This window comes from Methylomonas sp. BW4-1 (assembly GCF_052474385.1).
The window spans coordinates 5,110,611-5,123,497 of record NZ_CP184125.1 but is presented as its reverse complement, the minus strand read 5'-3'; the positions used below and the strand labels follow the sequence as shown (position 1 = coordinate 5,123,497).

Annotated in this window: 14 protein-coding genes; 10 read left to right on the top strand and 4 right to left on the bottom strand. The window is 50.3% G+C overall.

Translation table 11 applies throughout. From position 1 onward, the window contains the following. Positions 1-335 precede the first annotated feature (335 nt). The 6 genes from ACH5Y9_RS23860 (at position 336) to ACH5Y9_RS23835 (ending at position 5,887) form a co-directional block, all read left to right on the top strand. The gene (locus tag ACH5Y9_RS23860; protein ID WP_445367827.1) at positions 336-800 is read left to right on the top strand and encodes a hypothetical protein; all 465 of its coding nucleotides are present in this window, start codon (positions 336-338) and stop codon (positions 798-800) included. Between the two features lie 382 nt (positions 801-1,182). Beyond that, positions 1,183-1,650: a hypothetical protein gene (locus ACH5Y9_RS23855; RefSeq protein WP_445367826.1), complete on the top strand. Its 468-nt coding sequence runs from the start codon at positions 1,183-1,185 to the stop codon at positions 1,648-1,650. Positions 1,651-1,652: 2 nt separating this feature from the next. Continuing rightward, positions 1,653-2,711 (top strand): hypothetical protein, encoded by a 1,059-nt coding sequence (locus ACH5Y9_RS23850; protein ID WP_319962369.1) that lies wholly within the window; start codon positions 1,653-1,655, stop codon positions 2,709-2,711. Positions 2,712-2,826: 115 nt separating this feature from the next. Beyond that, positions 2,827-3,507 carry a hypothetical protein gene (locus tag ACH5Y9_RS23845; RefSeq protein WP_445367825.1) on the top strand — a complete coding sequence of 227 codons (681 nt, stop codon included), beginning with the start codon at positions 2,827-2,829 and terminating at the stop codon, positions 3,505-3,507. A 142-nt stretch (positions 3,508-3,649) separates the two neighbouring features. Continuing rightward, complete coding sequence (locus ACH5Y9_RS23840) at positions 3,650-5,056, top strand: esterase/lipase family protein (protein WP_445367824.1); 1,407 nt, start codon at positions 3,650-3,652, stop codon at positions 5,054-5,056. A gap of 534 nt (positions 5,057-5,590) precedes the next feature. Then, positions 5,591-5,887, top strand: coding sequence for a hypothetical protein (locus tag ACH5Y9_RS23835; protein ID WP_033157761.1), 297 nt, complete (start codon positions 5,591-5,593; stop codon positions 5,885-5,887). A gap of 53 nt (positions 5,888-5,940) precedes the next feature. On the opposite strand, the gene ACH5Y9_RS23830 is transcribed toward ACH5Y9_RS23835, so the two are convergent. Then, positions 5,941-7,173, bottom strand: coding sequence for a transglycosylase SLT domain-containing protein (locus ACH5Y9_RS23830; RefSeq protein ID WP_445367823.1), 1,233 nt, complete (start codon positions 7,171-7,173; stop codon positions 5,941-5,943). On the opposite strand from ACH5Y9_RS23830, the gene ACH5Y9_RS23825 reads away from it, so the two are divergent. Next, a complete protein-coding gene (locus ACH5Y9_RS23825; protein ID WP_445367822.1) occupies positions 7,172-8,170 on the top strand; it encodes a hydrolase in 999 nt (332 codons plus the stop codon). The two genes, ACH5Y9_RS23830 and ACH5Y9_RS23825, sit on opposite strands and share 2 nt — an antisense overlap. 38 nt (positions 8,171-8,208) lie before the next feature. Here ACH5Y9_RS23825 and ACH5Y9_RS23820 read toward each other — a convergent pair whose 3' ends face one another. From ACH5Y9_RS23820 to ACH5Y9_RS23810, 3 genes are all read right to left on the bottom strand, one after another. Beyond that, positions 8,209-8,628 carry a DUF1801 domain-containing protein gene (locus ACH5Y9_RS23820; protein WP_445367821.1) on the bottom strand — a complete coding sequence of 140 codons (420 nt, stop codon included), beginning with the start codon at positions 8,626-8,628 and terminating at the stop codon, positions 8,209-8,211. 179 nt (positions 8,629-8,807) lie between these two features. Next, entirely contained in the window at positions 8,808-9,044 is a 237-nt protein-coding gene (locus tag ACH5Y9_RS23815) for a toxin-antitoxin system HicB family antitoxin (RefSeq protein ID WP_026603172.1), read from the bottom strand. Continuing rightward, the gene (locus ACH5Y9_RS23810; protein ID WP_445367820.1) at positions 9,041-9,454 is read right to left on the bottom strand and encodes a putative toxin-antitoxin system toxin component, PIN family; all 414 of its coding nucleotides are present in this window, start codon (positions 9,452-9,454) and stop codon (positions 9,041-9,043) included. Before ACH5Y9_RS23810 ends, ACH5Y9_RS23815 begins: the two co-directional genes overlap by 4 nt. A gap of 86 nt (positions 9,455-9,540) precedes the next feature. Here ACH5Y9_RS23810 and ACH5Y9_RS23805 point away from each other — a divergent pair, with 86 nt between their 5' ends. The 3 genes from ACH5Y9_RS23805 (at position 9,541) to moaA (ending at position 12,876) form a co-directional block, all read left to right on the top strand. Beyond that, on the top strand, positions 9,541-9,996 hold the full coding sequence (locus tag ACH5Y9_RS23805) for a low molecular weight phosphatase family protein (protein ID WP_445367819.1): 456 nt from the start codon (positions 9,541-9,543) through the stop codon (positions 9,994-9,996). Positions 9,997-10,382: 386 nt separating this feature from the next. Beyond that, entirely contained in the window at positions 10,383-11,648 is a 1,266-nt protein-coding gene (locus ACH5Y9_RS23800) for a hypothetical protein (RefSeq protein ID WP_445367818.1), read from the top strand. Positions 11,649-11,871: 223 nt separating this feature from the next. After that, positions 11,872-12,876 (top strand): GTP 3',8-cyclase MoaA, encoded by a 1,005-nt coding sequence (gene moaA, locus ACH5Y9_RS23795; protein ID WP_445367817.1) that lies wholly within the window; start codon positions 11,872-11,874, stop codon positions 12,874-12,876. The last annotated feature ends 11 nt before the right edge of the window (positions 12,877-12,887 follow it).

Below are 12,887 nucleotides of genomic sequence, written 5' to 3'. Positions count from 1 at the left end.
TGAGCGGTAGCATAGCCTAGTACATAGGTCTACTGTACGCAAGTCGATTTTGTGAAGCTATCCGCCGATAAAAATCGAAAAAAGCGATCTACAGCAAACTGGCCGGCTAAATTCCGTGCCTCAATCAAATAATGGTATTAGTTTTTAGCAGAGCTTTTGGAAATTGCTGGTGCAGAAGTCATTAAAATCGGATTAAAAATGGAACACCATTTGGAAAAGGTAAGAGCCGGAACCAAAAGTACACAACCAAAGCAGCAGGAATAAAACAACTATGCCGAGCACGGCAAACCGGGTGAAGATAATCCCCACTACAAACCATTAGCCCCAGCCGAACCATGATCTCAGTGAGCCTACAATTTTTACTAGCCATTCTGTACGCCAATCTCGGCGAATGGCTGATGCACAAATTCATCTTGCATCGCTTTGGCAAACAGCCAGGCAGCATCTGGGCTTACCATTGGTATGAACACCATGCGATCTGCGCTAAACACCAGATGCTGGATCCCGGCTATCGCCATTTGGACTTATCGACCTGGAATGCGCAAACCAAGGAGTTGGCGGTATTGGCCGCCATTGTCATGGTGCATCTGCCGCTATTTTGGTATTGGCCGATTTTCGTGATGGGTTTATACGGCTCGTTGACGCTTTATTACATTCTGCACCGCAAAGCCCATCTCGACCCTGACTGGGCTAAACAGCATTTACCCTGGCATTACCAACATCACACCCAGCCAGGCTCCGGCAACTGGTGCGTCACCTGGCCGGGGTTTGATTATCTGCTGGGCAGTAGAAATAAATGATGCCCGCATACGCGGAGAAAAAATTGCTTGCGGGTTTGAATGCTTGTGTCTGTGTTGGGGGGACTATCGGCCAGTTTACGACATTCAACAAGCTAACAAACTAAGGTAGTGAATGGCAGGATTGTGGTGAAAAGCTGACTCAGCTGGTGGATCTATTCAACCGAATCACGAGCGCTGGAGTGCTGTTCACATACCTACTAATCAACCATCACTACTACATCATTTCGGCTATAACATAGCGATTTAGTATCTTGGATATCCAGTACTTTCGTACTAGTACATTTTATAGAATAGAAAAATGTAGAAGCTTCACTAGACTAATTAACGTTGGGATCGAAATTATACTGATACTTGCCATCTAAAATATCTGGAAAATATTGCGATGAAAGATGATTTTTGTTTATGGTTTGAACAGACTAAACAACGGTCAGTTGCCCTATCCGAAGCCTATAGAATTCGCCTGGCGTGGCTATGGTATGCAAATCTTTGCTTTGTCGTGCTACCTGCGGTTTCGTCGACTATAGCCGCGGTTTTGGCGGCCAAGGAAGAGCAATATCAAATAAGTGTTTTTTGCTATTCCATGCCGCTGGTTTCATTGCTCGCCGGACTTGCCGCTGTATTGACTGCTATTCATAAGGCCTTGAAATGTGAAGAGTATCAGGCAGAGTGTTTACGATTGAGCCAGGCTTACCAGAGTATCGCTGTCGCTGCGGATGCTGCCATTTTCGGGCCTGCCACCGAATATGCCGCCCAACATGAACACCTAGCCAGCGAATTGCGGCGACTGGCCGCGGACGCGAAAGCGCAAGTCTCGACCAATTTTTATTCGCCTGATAATCCTAAGAGATAACCATGGTCAGCACGACTGAAAATAGTATCAGCGACCAACAATTATTTACTGACGCCATGGCTAGAATTAGCGCTTGGCGGCAAATTGAAGGGATTAAGGCGGATGGCAGCCGCGTGCCTCTCATCGAAGCGCCGCAAGAGGTTAAAGATGCCTATCTAGTGGCGATACGCGCTATCTCGAAACTAAAACCCGATGATACCGACCCCTGGATGCTGGGGAAGATTCAGCTGATTATCCGTAAGAGTACCCGCTATATTATTTATCTGGACCAGAATTTCGAAATTCAATGGTGGTGGACGAGTCCGCCGGCGGATTTAGATAATCTGACCTTGCTGCAAACCCATATTACCCAAATTGAAACCGACAGTAATTTCCTGATGGAGAAAGTCGGCAAACCTTGGCAATTTCCGAGTTTTTTTCGTAACACTCAAGCGGATGCAGACTCTGCAACGCTATCCTTGCCTTTTCAAGCGTCCAGCGAATTAATCGGTATTCGCGCGATGCTGGGAGAAGCGGCGGCGATTGCCATGAACGGCGGCAAACAGGAAGATTGGGGGCGGGTAATCGATGAAGCCCGAAAACAGGTCACGCTGGCGAAAGACCGAAGATGCCGGCCTTGGTTTATCTTTTGGTTTTTAGTGCCGGTCATCTTGGCTAATTTTTTGCCGCATTTCAGCCTTTCTTGTTGGCCGGATGTAACGACCTTATGTATGCAAAAATGGGGACAAGGCCACGCTCACGCCATGTTGGCATTAGGTGCCGGCACCATTGGTGCATTGGTGTCGGCGATTTCCAGGACCCAACAGATAGGGCTTGATCCGCGATCAGGGCAATTGGGTTTGTTCACGGAAGCCTTATCGCGCGCCATTCTCGGCGCCACCGCCGGAGCGCTGACTTCGCTTGCCATCGACGGACACCTGATTTTAGGCCAGGAGTTAGTCAATACCCCGGCGCTACGGTTTTTTCTGGCCTTCGCCGCCGGCTTTAGCGAACGGGTATTACCGGCTTTAATCGGCAAAGCAGAAACGACCATAACGGGTGAGGTTACAAAGAAAAGCTGATTGTTCTGCGCCAAAGAAGGTTTTCGCAAATACAAAAGGCCGGGCTTCAGCTTAATAGAGTCTAAATAAGATACTTCTCGCCGAAAGCAATTAAACTCCAAAAAAGGCAAAGTCAATGCGTCAGACATTTTCGAAATCGTATCGCTCGATTACTTGGTTTTTGGGTATGGCTTTGCTCGTGGCTTGTAATTGCGAGCAACAACAGCCGTTATTCCTTCCCGCGGCGATGATGGGGAAGGTAGAAGTTATTGCCTCCTGCAAGAAGGATTGTAAGCAGGACATCCTATCCCATGCCATTATGAAAGAAGGCCAAGGCGGGATTTCCTCCGGTGTATTACTGAAGCTCAAGGAAGACATTGAGGTGTACCGCTTATGGGATGGTGCCGATAAAGGCATCAACGAATACGGTGGCAGCAACCGCATCGGAGCCTGGTGGTCCGCCGAGCGGCCGTCGGGTAACGTCGACCACTATCGGGCGCAAAACGCCATTTGTAAGAAGTGGAACGAATTGCGTTGGGTCACCAAATGCAAGCTCAAGCCCGGCACCTTGGTTGTTGTAGGCCCTACTCAGTCGGCAAGCTGTTCGGATCAGGAAAGTTATGCCGCTAACAACAGCTTGCAAGTATATGTCGACAATACTTCAAGCCGCTATGTCGATTGCGGCAAGGTTGCCGATAATGACCATGCCGTCAATCCTGATGACCTGTTGCTACCGGCTCCGGTCATTAAAGAAAAAACGCCGGATCAACCACCTCAAGCCAGACCGCTAAGCAAGCCCCGCAAAAAAAGCCGTTGATTGTAAAGGCGATAGTTTTCACCGGGGAGCAATAATGCAGCAAATAATGGCCTGTTATTAGACCAATAAACTCCCACCGCCGAGTAATGCAGGATAGAACAGTAATAATTCAAGCGCCATCAGATAATAAAAGGAGCAATTTATGTTAATCGTTTTTGTACATGGCTGGAGCGTCACCAATACCGATACTTACGGTGGCTTGCCGCTGGCCTTGCAATCCTCGGTCGCTGGACAGTTGAATATTCAAGTGCAACACTTGAGGTTGGCCAAATATGTCAGTTTCGCCGACGAAGTTAAAATCGACGACATTGCCCGCGGTATGCAGCATGCGGTCAATACTGAAGTGTTATCGAGGCTAAAACCAGGGGAGAAATTCGTTTGCATCACGCATTCGACCGGCGGTCCGGTGGTCAGGGATTGGCTGAGCCAGTATTACGAACACAAATTCCCACAATGCCCGATGAGCCACTTGATCATGCTGGCACCGGCTAACCACGGTTCGGCGCTGGCGCAACTTGGCAAAGGCAAACTGGCCAGAATGAAGTTTTTTACCGAAGGTGTCGAGCCGGGTATTGGTGTCTTAGACTGGTTGGAACTCGGCAGCGACCAAAGCTGGGCCTTAAACCGACAATGGCTGGAATACGACTGTACCGCCGATGGGCTATATGTTTTTACCTTGACGGGGCAGCGTATCGACCGCTCCTTTTACGACAATCTCAATTCTTATACCGGTGAGGCCGGCTCTGATGGCGTGGTCAGGATAACGGCAGCCAACATGAATTACGGATTCCTTCGTCTGGCTCAGACCGACGGCGGTTTGGTGGTGGATGAACAGAGCCGCCCGGCAAAAACAGCATTGGGAATCTTGCCAGGACGCTCGCATTCCGGCGACAAGATGGGCATATTGCGCAGCGTAAAAGCGACCGATAGCGCACAGACTCACCCCACTGTCGACGCGATTTTAAAGTGTTTGGCCGTTAAAGATTCGGCAAGCTACGCGGCGGCGGTGAAGGATTTCGACAAACTCACAGCACAAACTCAAAAAGACGAACGCATCGAAAAGATAAAAGAACTATTTTTAGTCGAACGCACGTTCAAGACCGGCAGATATTGCATGCTGGTATTCCGCTTGATTGATGATCGCGGTAATAACCTATCGGACTACGATGTGTTATTTACCGGCGGCCCCAACTATGACGAAAATCACCTGCCCGAGGGATTCTTCGTTGATAGGCAGCGTAATAGTAATAATCCGGGTAAATTAACCTATTATGTCGATTATGATATTTTGAATAAAGGTCTTAATAAAGATCCGAGTAAAGGCGAATTTGGCATCAAAATCGTCGTGAGACCGCATTCGGGTTTTGCTTATTACACAGCCGCGGAATATAAGGGCACTTTCGACGCGCTGAAAAGCTATATTGAACCCAATCAAACCTTGATGATAGAGGTTCAGATGAGGAGACACGTTGGCGAAGGGGTATTCCAACTCACTGAAAAAACTGATCCGGAAAGTTTCAAAGACGTTAAGGTTGGTAAAGATATCTGATTTAACCACTGTACTTGTGATTCATGGTGAGGCCAATACTGGTTGTAATGACCAACAAAAGCCGGACACCTGTTTAGACAGCGTTTCTAAAAAATGTCCGCTCGAATTCGAGCGGGGAGAGCACTTAATGATATACCCAGATGACCGGCTGCTTGCTGTTGGCTGTAACCTTTTTCAAGAACCAGCCTGGGGTTGCATCTTGTTTGAATGCCAGCTTGTATTTGGCGCGCTTGTGTTTTTGTCGTTACTCATCGTTACCTCTACTGACAGTATAAATTCTGCCTTTCGAGATATCCGGATTTATTAGACCGTTTCACACCAATCCAAACACCAATTCGTATCACAAGCTTTTCTTGAAGCGCTGTTGCAGCAATAACGCCGTGTTTGCTGATACAGCGCTATGTCAATCCCTGCCATCGACTATTTTCTCGATGCTGTCGGCAGCATGTCGTTCAATCGTCATTTATTAAGTTTAATTTAAGGACCTGAGGAGATAGTAGCCGCCAACACAAACTGAAAGCCGGAGAAATAATCATGAGACAGGCCACATCATTCGATGCCAATAATGCCCTTGCTCAAGTTAAGTACGCCATAAAAGATTTGATACACTCGGATTATGACGATAACGAAGACGATGTGATTTACACCGCCAATAAATTGAATGCTGTATTGCGTATGGTGCATGACAACCATCAGTCCTGGAACGATGAAGCGATTCGTGAATTTGTGATGCGCCAGCATGATCCATTGCGACACATCCCGGTTAAGTCGGAAAAGCTCCATCACAGGGTGCGCCATATCCAACAGGATATTATCGTTAAATTTTCCTGACTGTTACGGCTACCCGACGGCTACCCGCTAGAGGCCAGAACCAGGCAGCAAACCTACAAACCGGGGATCCCCATCTGCTGAATCCGCATGGCGTTATCGCCTTCTTCATAGGCCAGCAGCTTGCCGTCCTTCTGATATAGCTTGAAAGCCAAGGCATAAGACAATACCCGAATCGGGTAGTCGCGCGGCAGAGTTTGCAGGTAGGGTTGCATGGTCACAAAATCGGTAGCGCCGTATTGCTGCATGATAAAACGCAAGCCGCCGTTGCGCGGCCCAATGTTGTAAGCCAGCAGGCCTAAAAACAAATCGCCGTTCATTTCTTGCAGATAATGTTTAAAGGTAGCGGCGGCGACAAAGGCGTTATGCCTGGGATCGTTGACTTGCAATTCCTCCACGTCTAGTTCGTCGGCAGCTTCGCGGGTAATGGCTTTGGGCACGGCGGTAATCTGAAACAAGCCTTTGCCGCCATCAAAACTGTCGCGCGGCATAAACGAGGACTCGGTCGCGGCGATGCCTTGTAGCAAATTGACATCGACATCAAAAGCCTTGGCCGCATCCTCGATTGCCGGATTGAAGGCATCAGCGCGCACCATCATTTTTTGCAACCCGCCTATGCCGTGGCGCCGATAAGCCGCGTACACTTGATGCGCCAGGGTGACTTTTTCGGCTTCCTGCTTGCCGCCGACCAAGGTGCGAAAATGCGTAAAAACTTGGGTGTAGCCACCGTGCATCACAAACCAACCGGTCGAAGCGGCCAGCACCACGGCCAACGCGGCGGGTAAATAATCCAATCGGCCATGCAACCAGCCGCGCAAGCGCGACCAGGCCAGCAACAGCGCCGCCGCCGCCAACATCAAGATCACCACGCCAATCGCGAACGGCAGCAAACTGGTAAAAAAACCGGGGCCGGATAGCCAACTGGCCGAGTAACCGAGTACGAACATCGTCGCCAGTACAGCGGCAATCATCAACGCCAAGCCTTCCACAACCATCAGCCACCACTTTGGTTTGCGCAGAGATTTGGCTTTGCGGCGCGGTTTGCCCGGCTTACGCCCCGCACCGGCTTTTGCCCGGCTAGGCGGGACAGTTTTAACCGGTGTTTTGGCAATAGGAATGGGCCGACTCATCAAGAACAGTGAAACAGGGTTGGAAATGATTTGGAAAATCTCAGGCGGATAAGAGCAATACATCCGCTGCAAAGGCGCGCTGGCGTTTGGCGGTACAAAAGGTATATTCCTCTTCCAAACCATCGCCCAACCACTACTATAAAGCAGGTCCACAATCATGCACAACGCCTTCCGCCCGGCCTGGTGGCTGAACAGCCCGCATTTGCAGACGATCTATCCGGCGTTTTTGCGGCGCATCTCGCCACCGGCCGGCATCCGCCGCGAGCGGCTGGACACGTCGGACGGCGACTTTCTGGACATCGATTGGGTCGATAACGGCGGCCGGCCGCTGGTGATTCTGTTGCACGGCCTGGCCGGCAGCAGCCGTTCCGGTTACATCAAGGGTTTACAACACAGTTTGCTGGCCGCCGGCTTTGCCAGCGTGGCGCTGAATTTTCGTGGGTGCAGCGGCGAGATGAACCGGATGGCGCGCTGCTATCACTCCGGCGAAACCGAGGATATCGATTTTTTATATAAGACCTTGCGCCAGCGTTTTCCGGACCGGGCGATGGCGGCGATAGGTTTTTCCCTGGGCGGCAACGTCTTATTAAAATGGCTGGGCGAACAAGGCGATAAGATTGGGTTATCGGCGGCAGTGGCGGTATCCGTGCCGTTGTTGTTAAACGAATGCGCCGACAAGCTTGATCGTGGTTTCTCAAAACTCTATCGCGACTATTTACTGCGCGAGTTGAAACAGTACATGCGCGTCAAGCTCAAGCATTTGCAAGGCATCGGCCAACACGAACAAGCCGAACGGATCGCAGAATTAGGCGATCTTTCCGGCATCAAATCGTTCTGGCAATACGACGACAAAGTCGTGGCCGGCCTGCACGGTTTTAAAGACGCCCACGATTACTACCGGCGCAGCAGTTCCCGGCAATTTTTAAAGCATATCCGCGTTCCAACTTTAATTTTGCAAGCCAGGGACGATCCGTTCATGACCGAACGAGTATTGCCGACCGCCACGGAATTATCCGACCAGGTGCAACTGGAAGTGTGCGCCGGCGGCGGGCATGTGGGATTTGTGAGCGGAGGATTGTTCAGGCCGGCGTATTGGCTGGAGGCGCGGATTGGTGGATTTCTAAGGCAACACCTACCTTCTCTAACTGCAAGTTGAAATACTCTTGGCGAAGAAACCTGAAGCCGGCTCAGCACCTACGGTTGCTTTCGTCGCTTGTTCCGATGATAGATCAAGGCCATAGCGATACAAATTGACAGGCTATCCATGTCGACGTCTTCGGTTTCTTGAAAGACAATCGCCCGATTGCCTTCGTATTTAAACTGGTGCGGAAAAAGCGTCCGAAAGGTTTCAACCAAATTCGTCGTACAGATGAAATACATGGCGTATTGGGACGGCTTGTCTTTCTTCCATGCCATTCTGATCGTACTGCCACATCCGGTTTCGGCGGTCATGTAAGCAGGCTCGCTCCACTTTAAAGTTTCCTCAAGTTGTCCGACACCCTCGCTAGCCGCCACAGCAAAGATCGCTTCGCGAAGCACCAGCATTTTCCGGAGAATTTCCGGAGGATAGCCGTCGAAGACTGCCTTGACGGTCGTATTTAGAAAAGGCTTCATAAAGGGCAAACACTCTCGGAATTGTTGGGTTAAATCAGCGCTAGACGAATGCCGTCAACTTAAGCTAAATATAAAAGCTTAGTCATTCAGCAGATTTAAGTCATCGATCCAATCAATCAGCCCCAGCTCGTAGTACTTTCTACAGAAACAGCTCTATCTGCCTATGATGCCCGCCAACGCTAAAACTCATCCCCCACCAACGGCTCACGTTTGGGTACCTTGGCCAAAATGGTCTGGAAAGCGGCTTTGTCGGCTCGTTCGGCTCGGGCCTGCAGGTAGTCTTCGGTGGCGATAGCCGAGACTTTTTCGGCAACGGCGCTGGCAATAAATTGATTGATCGATACACCTTCCTTACTCGCCAGTTCCTTGATGTGGCGGTGTATGGAATCGGGCAATCTCAGACTTAATGCACTCATGGTAGACGCTCCAGCAAGGTTTTTGGCGTGATGGCTTCGACGCCGAATTTTTCGATACGGGCAAAATCTTTTAAATTATGGGTAACAATGGCGTTTACTCGGGCAGCAACGGCCAACTCCAAGACTAAATCATCTTTCGGGTCCGGCAAATAAGGTCGCCATAAAAAATACACCTTTTGATGACGGCTAAACGCGCACAAGTTATCGAGTACTATGTCTACTTCAGCATCGGTCAGTTGCAGCATGGAACGGTTGCGTTTCAAAACGTCCTCATACTCGAACAAAAGCGGTGTCGATATGGTTGTTTGCAACTGCCCACCGGCTAAAAGCTCCAGCAATTTAAAGGATGCGCCGTTAGCGGAATACAAGCCGGCGAACAGAACATTGGTATCCAGTACAATCTCAAACATACCACATACGGTATCACGATTATAATGACTCAAACAAATTCTTTACTGCCTGCTCTCATGCAAACAGCCTCGCCAAAAGGAGTTTTATGACAAACACTCACTCCCAAGTCCTATTCCTCTGCACCGGCAACTACTACCGCAGCCGGTTTGCCGAGTATTTGTTCAATCATCATGCGCCAGGTTATGCCCTGCCGTGGCGGGCGTTTTCGCGCGGGCTGGCTATCGAGCTGCTGAAAGACGATGCCGGGCCGATTTCGCCGCATACCCGGCATGGCTTGGCTTTGCGGGAGATCCCCATCGAGCCCGTCCGCGCGCCGCTTGCACTGACCGAGCAGGACTTGGCCGCCGCCCGCCACATCATCGCCTTGAAGCTAACCGAGCATCAACCCTTGCTGCATAGCCGCTTCCCAAACTGGGTGGATCGCGTGGAATACTGGCAGGTAGACGATATAGAAGACGTCCATCCGAGCGAGGCCTTGCCGCAGATAGAAGCGGCGGTATTGGCGCTACTACGTCGTCTGACCAATGAGTCGAGAAGCTAAGGAAGCAAAAACACTTTCTGTGCAAACTAGAGCCGTACGCCACATCCTAACCTAGGCCCATCCAGCAGATTCAAACCAATACCCGTTTGCGAAAATCTCGATCAACAAGCGTTGACGTGCGCGGAAAGTCAATCTCTAAGACTGCCGATCATCTAATATTGCAGATTCACGCCCAGCTGAGCCATTAAGCTCTCAAAACGCAACCAACTGACCGGTTCGATTCCTTTGAATGTCGGGGCCAACTAAGCGTTTCAACACCCCCGGAAATGATAGAGGGGGTGAACTGATGCACTGGTTCTCAAGGTATTAAGTCACAGACGCCAGACTGCCGCAGTTATAAATTCGTCATGCCCCAAACACTTAACCACTCATGACGGAGAACGACTATGGAAACTCAAAACGCATCAGCCATTCCATGCTACCCTGACTTAATTAAAGACGACCACTGCGACGTAATCAATTTTAGCCGGGTGCTGACTTATCCGACAGCGCTAGCCGCCAACAACCGCCGCAGCGTCAATGTGGAAGTCATTCTGCATTTTAAATACTCGCGCTGCACCCTGGGATTGACTTTAGGCGATCCTGTTTACAGCACTACGCTGCTACCGGGCGAAAAGGTCCGCTTATCCACAACGGACAGAAGAAGCCGCTTCAGTTACGACAGCGAGACAAAGCTAAGTTATCGCAGCGAACAAATTTCCGAAGACCAATATTTTATGACGGCCACCCAAAAATACCTGGCCGATTCATCCGCCGCCCAATCGGGGCATGCGTCCAATTCATCAGAGGGCCATTGGGATTTCCACGGGGATGCCGACGGCAGTATCAATCCTTTTAGTTTAAGCGCCAGCGCCAGTACCAATGCCAGTGGGAACCACAATAGCAGTTCAATCGCCGATTATCTGAATCAACAAAGAACGCATGTACAGAGTTCGGCTTCGCAAGCCGTCAGCGCTACCCACAAAGCTTATTCGCTTTCCATTGGCGAAGTCAGCAGCCGTACACATATCGAGGGAGAATCGGAAGACCATTTCGAGGCATCAGCGCGCGAATTTACCAATTTTAATAAATGCCACGCCGTGTCTTATTTGTTTTATCGGCTCAATAAAAAGCAAAAAATCAAATTCGAGTTGGTTGCGATAGAAAGACGGGTACTGGACGATAACGCACCGATAGGCGGGTTGCTGCAACCCGGCGGCACGCGCCTACCGATAGCCTTGGTTCCTCAGGATATTCCAGCCACCAGCGCACTAAAAGCGGTCAGCCTAAATGCCCGCGAGACGGCCAGCAACATTAATCAGGATACGGTTTCGCCGTTCAGAACTAACCAAAATTTCGGCGTTCCATTGGATGCGGAGACTAGAGCCAAAGCGATAAAAGAAGTCGACAGCCAATTGCTGGCAAAAAACCTGATCGACAAAGATGGCAAGGTTTCCCAAGAAACCAAGCAAACCATCGAGTTCGAAATGGAATTTTCATTGCCTACCCCCGGCATTATCGTCAAGGGTTGTTTGGACGAATGCGACGTCTGCGAACCTTTACTAAAAGAACGCATGCAACTGGAAAATGATTTGCTGCGCAAGCAAATCGAATTGCTGGAAAAGTCGCAAGAATACCGTTGCTGCCCGCCCGCCCCGGTTATTGCCGATTAAACCACGCCCTGTTCCATCTCATCAGCCACGAGGATCCAGTCATGATCAAATCAAGAGAGAAACTGGTAATAGCCGTCGGTACAGCTTTAAATCTTAACCAGACTATTTGGCGCCGTCCCGTCCTGGAACTTCTCACATCAAGTCAACTCTTTACGCAATCGGCGATGACACAGCGCGGTGCTGTGTTACTATTTTCTTCCTTTATTTTTTCTGTTCGAATGTAATGGCGCCTAGCAAACCGTTGCAACTGATAGACCGCTTTGGCAGAGTGGTCAACTACCTGCGGGTATCGATTACCGACCGCTGCGATTTTCGTTGCGTTTACTGTATGGCCGAGGACATGACGTTTCTGCCGCGCAGCCATATTCTTAGCCTAGAGGAAATCCGCTTTATCTGCGAAACCTTCGTCGAACTAGGTGTCGGCAAAATCAGGATTACCGGCGGCGAACCGCTAGTGCGTAAAGGTGCGTTAGGCTTAATGCAAGACTTGGGGCGCGTACCGGGTTTGAATGAACTGGTAATGACCAGCAACGGCTCGCATCTGGCCGAAATGGCCGATGACTTGAAAGCCGCCGGCGTGAAACGCATCAACATCAGCCTGGACACCCTGGACCCGGTCAAATTCAGGGAGCTAACCCGAACCGGCGATTTGCAGCAAGTGCTGAAAGGCATAGAAAAAGCCCGAACCGCCGGCTTTCAGCGCATCAAACTCAACGCGGTGATACTGAAAAACCGCAACCACCAGGAAGTCTGCGATCTGGTGCAGTTTGCCGTCGAGCGTGGCATAGACATCAGTTTTATCGAGGAAATGCCGCTGGGTGCGGTGGACAACCATCATCGCGGCGACGCTTTTTATCCCAGCGATTTGATCAGGCAGGATTTGCAACAGCGCTTTACGCTGGAAGCCGTCGCCGACTCGACCGGCGGGCCATCGGCTTATTACCGGGTGGCGGGCAGCGCTAGTAAAGTGGGTTTTATCTCGCCGCACAGCGCCAATTTCTGCGGTAGTTGCAACAGGGTGCGCCTGACCGCCGAGGGCCGTTTATTGCTCTGCTTGGGCAACGAACATTCGGTGGATCTGAAACAGGTTGTGAGAGACCACCCCGGCGACAAATCGATGTTGAAACAAGCCATCGTCGAGGCCATGCAAATCAAACCGGAAAAACACGAATTCAATATTCACGAACAGCCGGTTATTTTGCGGCACATGAACGCCACCGGCGGCTGACAAACGGAGGA

Coding starts and splice junctions, on each gene's coding strand:
- ACH5Y9_RS23860 (WP_445367827.1), top strand. CDS start 336: ATGATCTCAGTGAGCCTACAATTTTTACTAGCCATTCTGTACGCCAAT.
- ACH5Y9_RS23855 (WP_445367826.1), top strand. CDS start 1,183: ATGAAAGATGATTTTTGTTTATGGTTTGAACAGACTAAACAACGGTCA.
- ACH5Y9_RS23850 (WP_319962369.1), top strand. CDS start 1,653: ATGGTCAGCACGACTGAAAATAGTATCAGCGACCAACAATTATTTACT.
- ACH5Y9_RS23845 (WP_445367825.1), top strand. CDS start 2,827: ATGCGTCAGACATTTTCGAAATCGTATCGCTCGATTACTTGGTTTTTG.
- ACH5Y9_RS23840 (WP_445367824.1), top strand. CDS start 3,650: ATGTTAATCGTTTTTGTACATGGCTGGAGCGTCACCAATACCGATACT.
- ACH5Y9_RS23835 (WP_033157761.1), top strand. CDS start 5,591: ATGAGACAGGCCACATCATTCGATGCCAATAATGCCCTTGCTCAAGTT.
- ACH5Y9_RS23825 (WP_445367822.1), top strand. CDS start 7,172: ATGCACAACGCCTTCCGCCCGGCCTGGTGGCTGAACAGCCCGCATTTG.
- ACH5Y9_RS23830 (WP_445367823.1), bottom strand. CDS start 7,173: ATGATTGTGGACCTGCTTTATAGTAGTGGTTGGGCGATGGTTTGGAAG.
- ACH5Y9_RS23820 (WP_445367821.1), bottom strand. CDS start 8,628: ATGAAGCCTTTTCTAAATACGACCGTCAAGGCAGTCTTCGACGGCTAT.
- ACH5Y9_RS23815 (WP_026603172.1), bottom strand. CDS start 9,044: ATGAGTGCATTAAGTCTGAGATTGCCCGATTCCATACACCGCCACATC.
- ACH5Y9_RS23810 (WP_445367820.1), bottom strand. CDS start 9,454: ATGTTTGAGATTGTACTGGATACCAATGTTCTGTTCGCCGGCTTGTAT.
- ACH5Y9_RS23805 (WP_445367819.1), top strand. CDS start 9,541: ATGACAAACACTCACTCCCAAGTCCTATTCCTCTGCACCGGCAACTAC.
- ACH5Y9_RS23800 (WP_445367818.1), top strand. CDS start 10,383: ATGGAAACTCAAAACGCATCAGCCATTCCATGCTACCCTGACTTAATT.
- moaA (WP_445367817.1), top strand. CDS start 11,872: ATGGCGCCTAGCAAACCGTTGCAACTGATAGACCGCTTTGGCAGAGTG.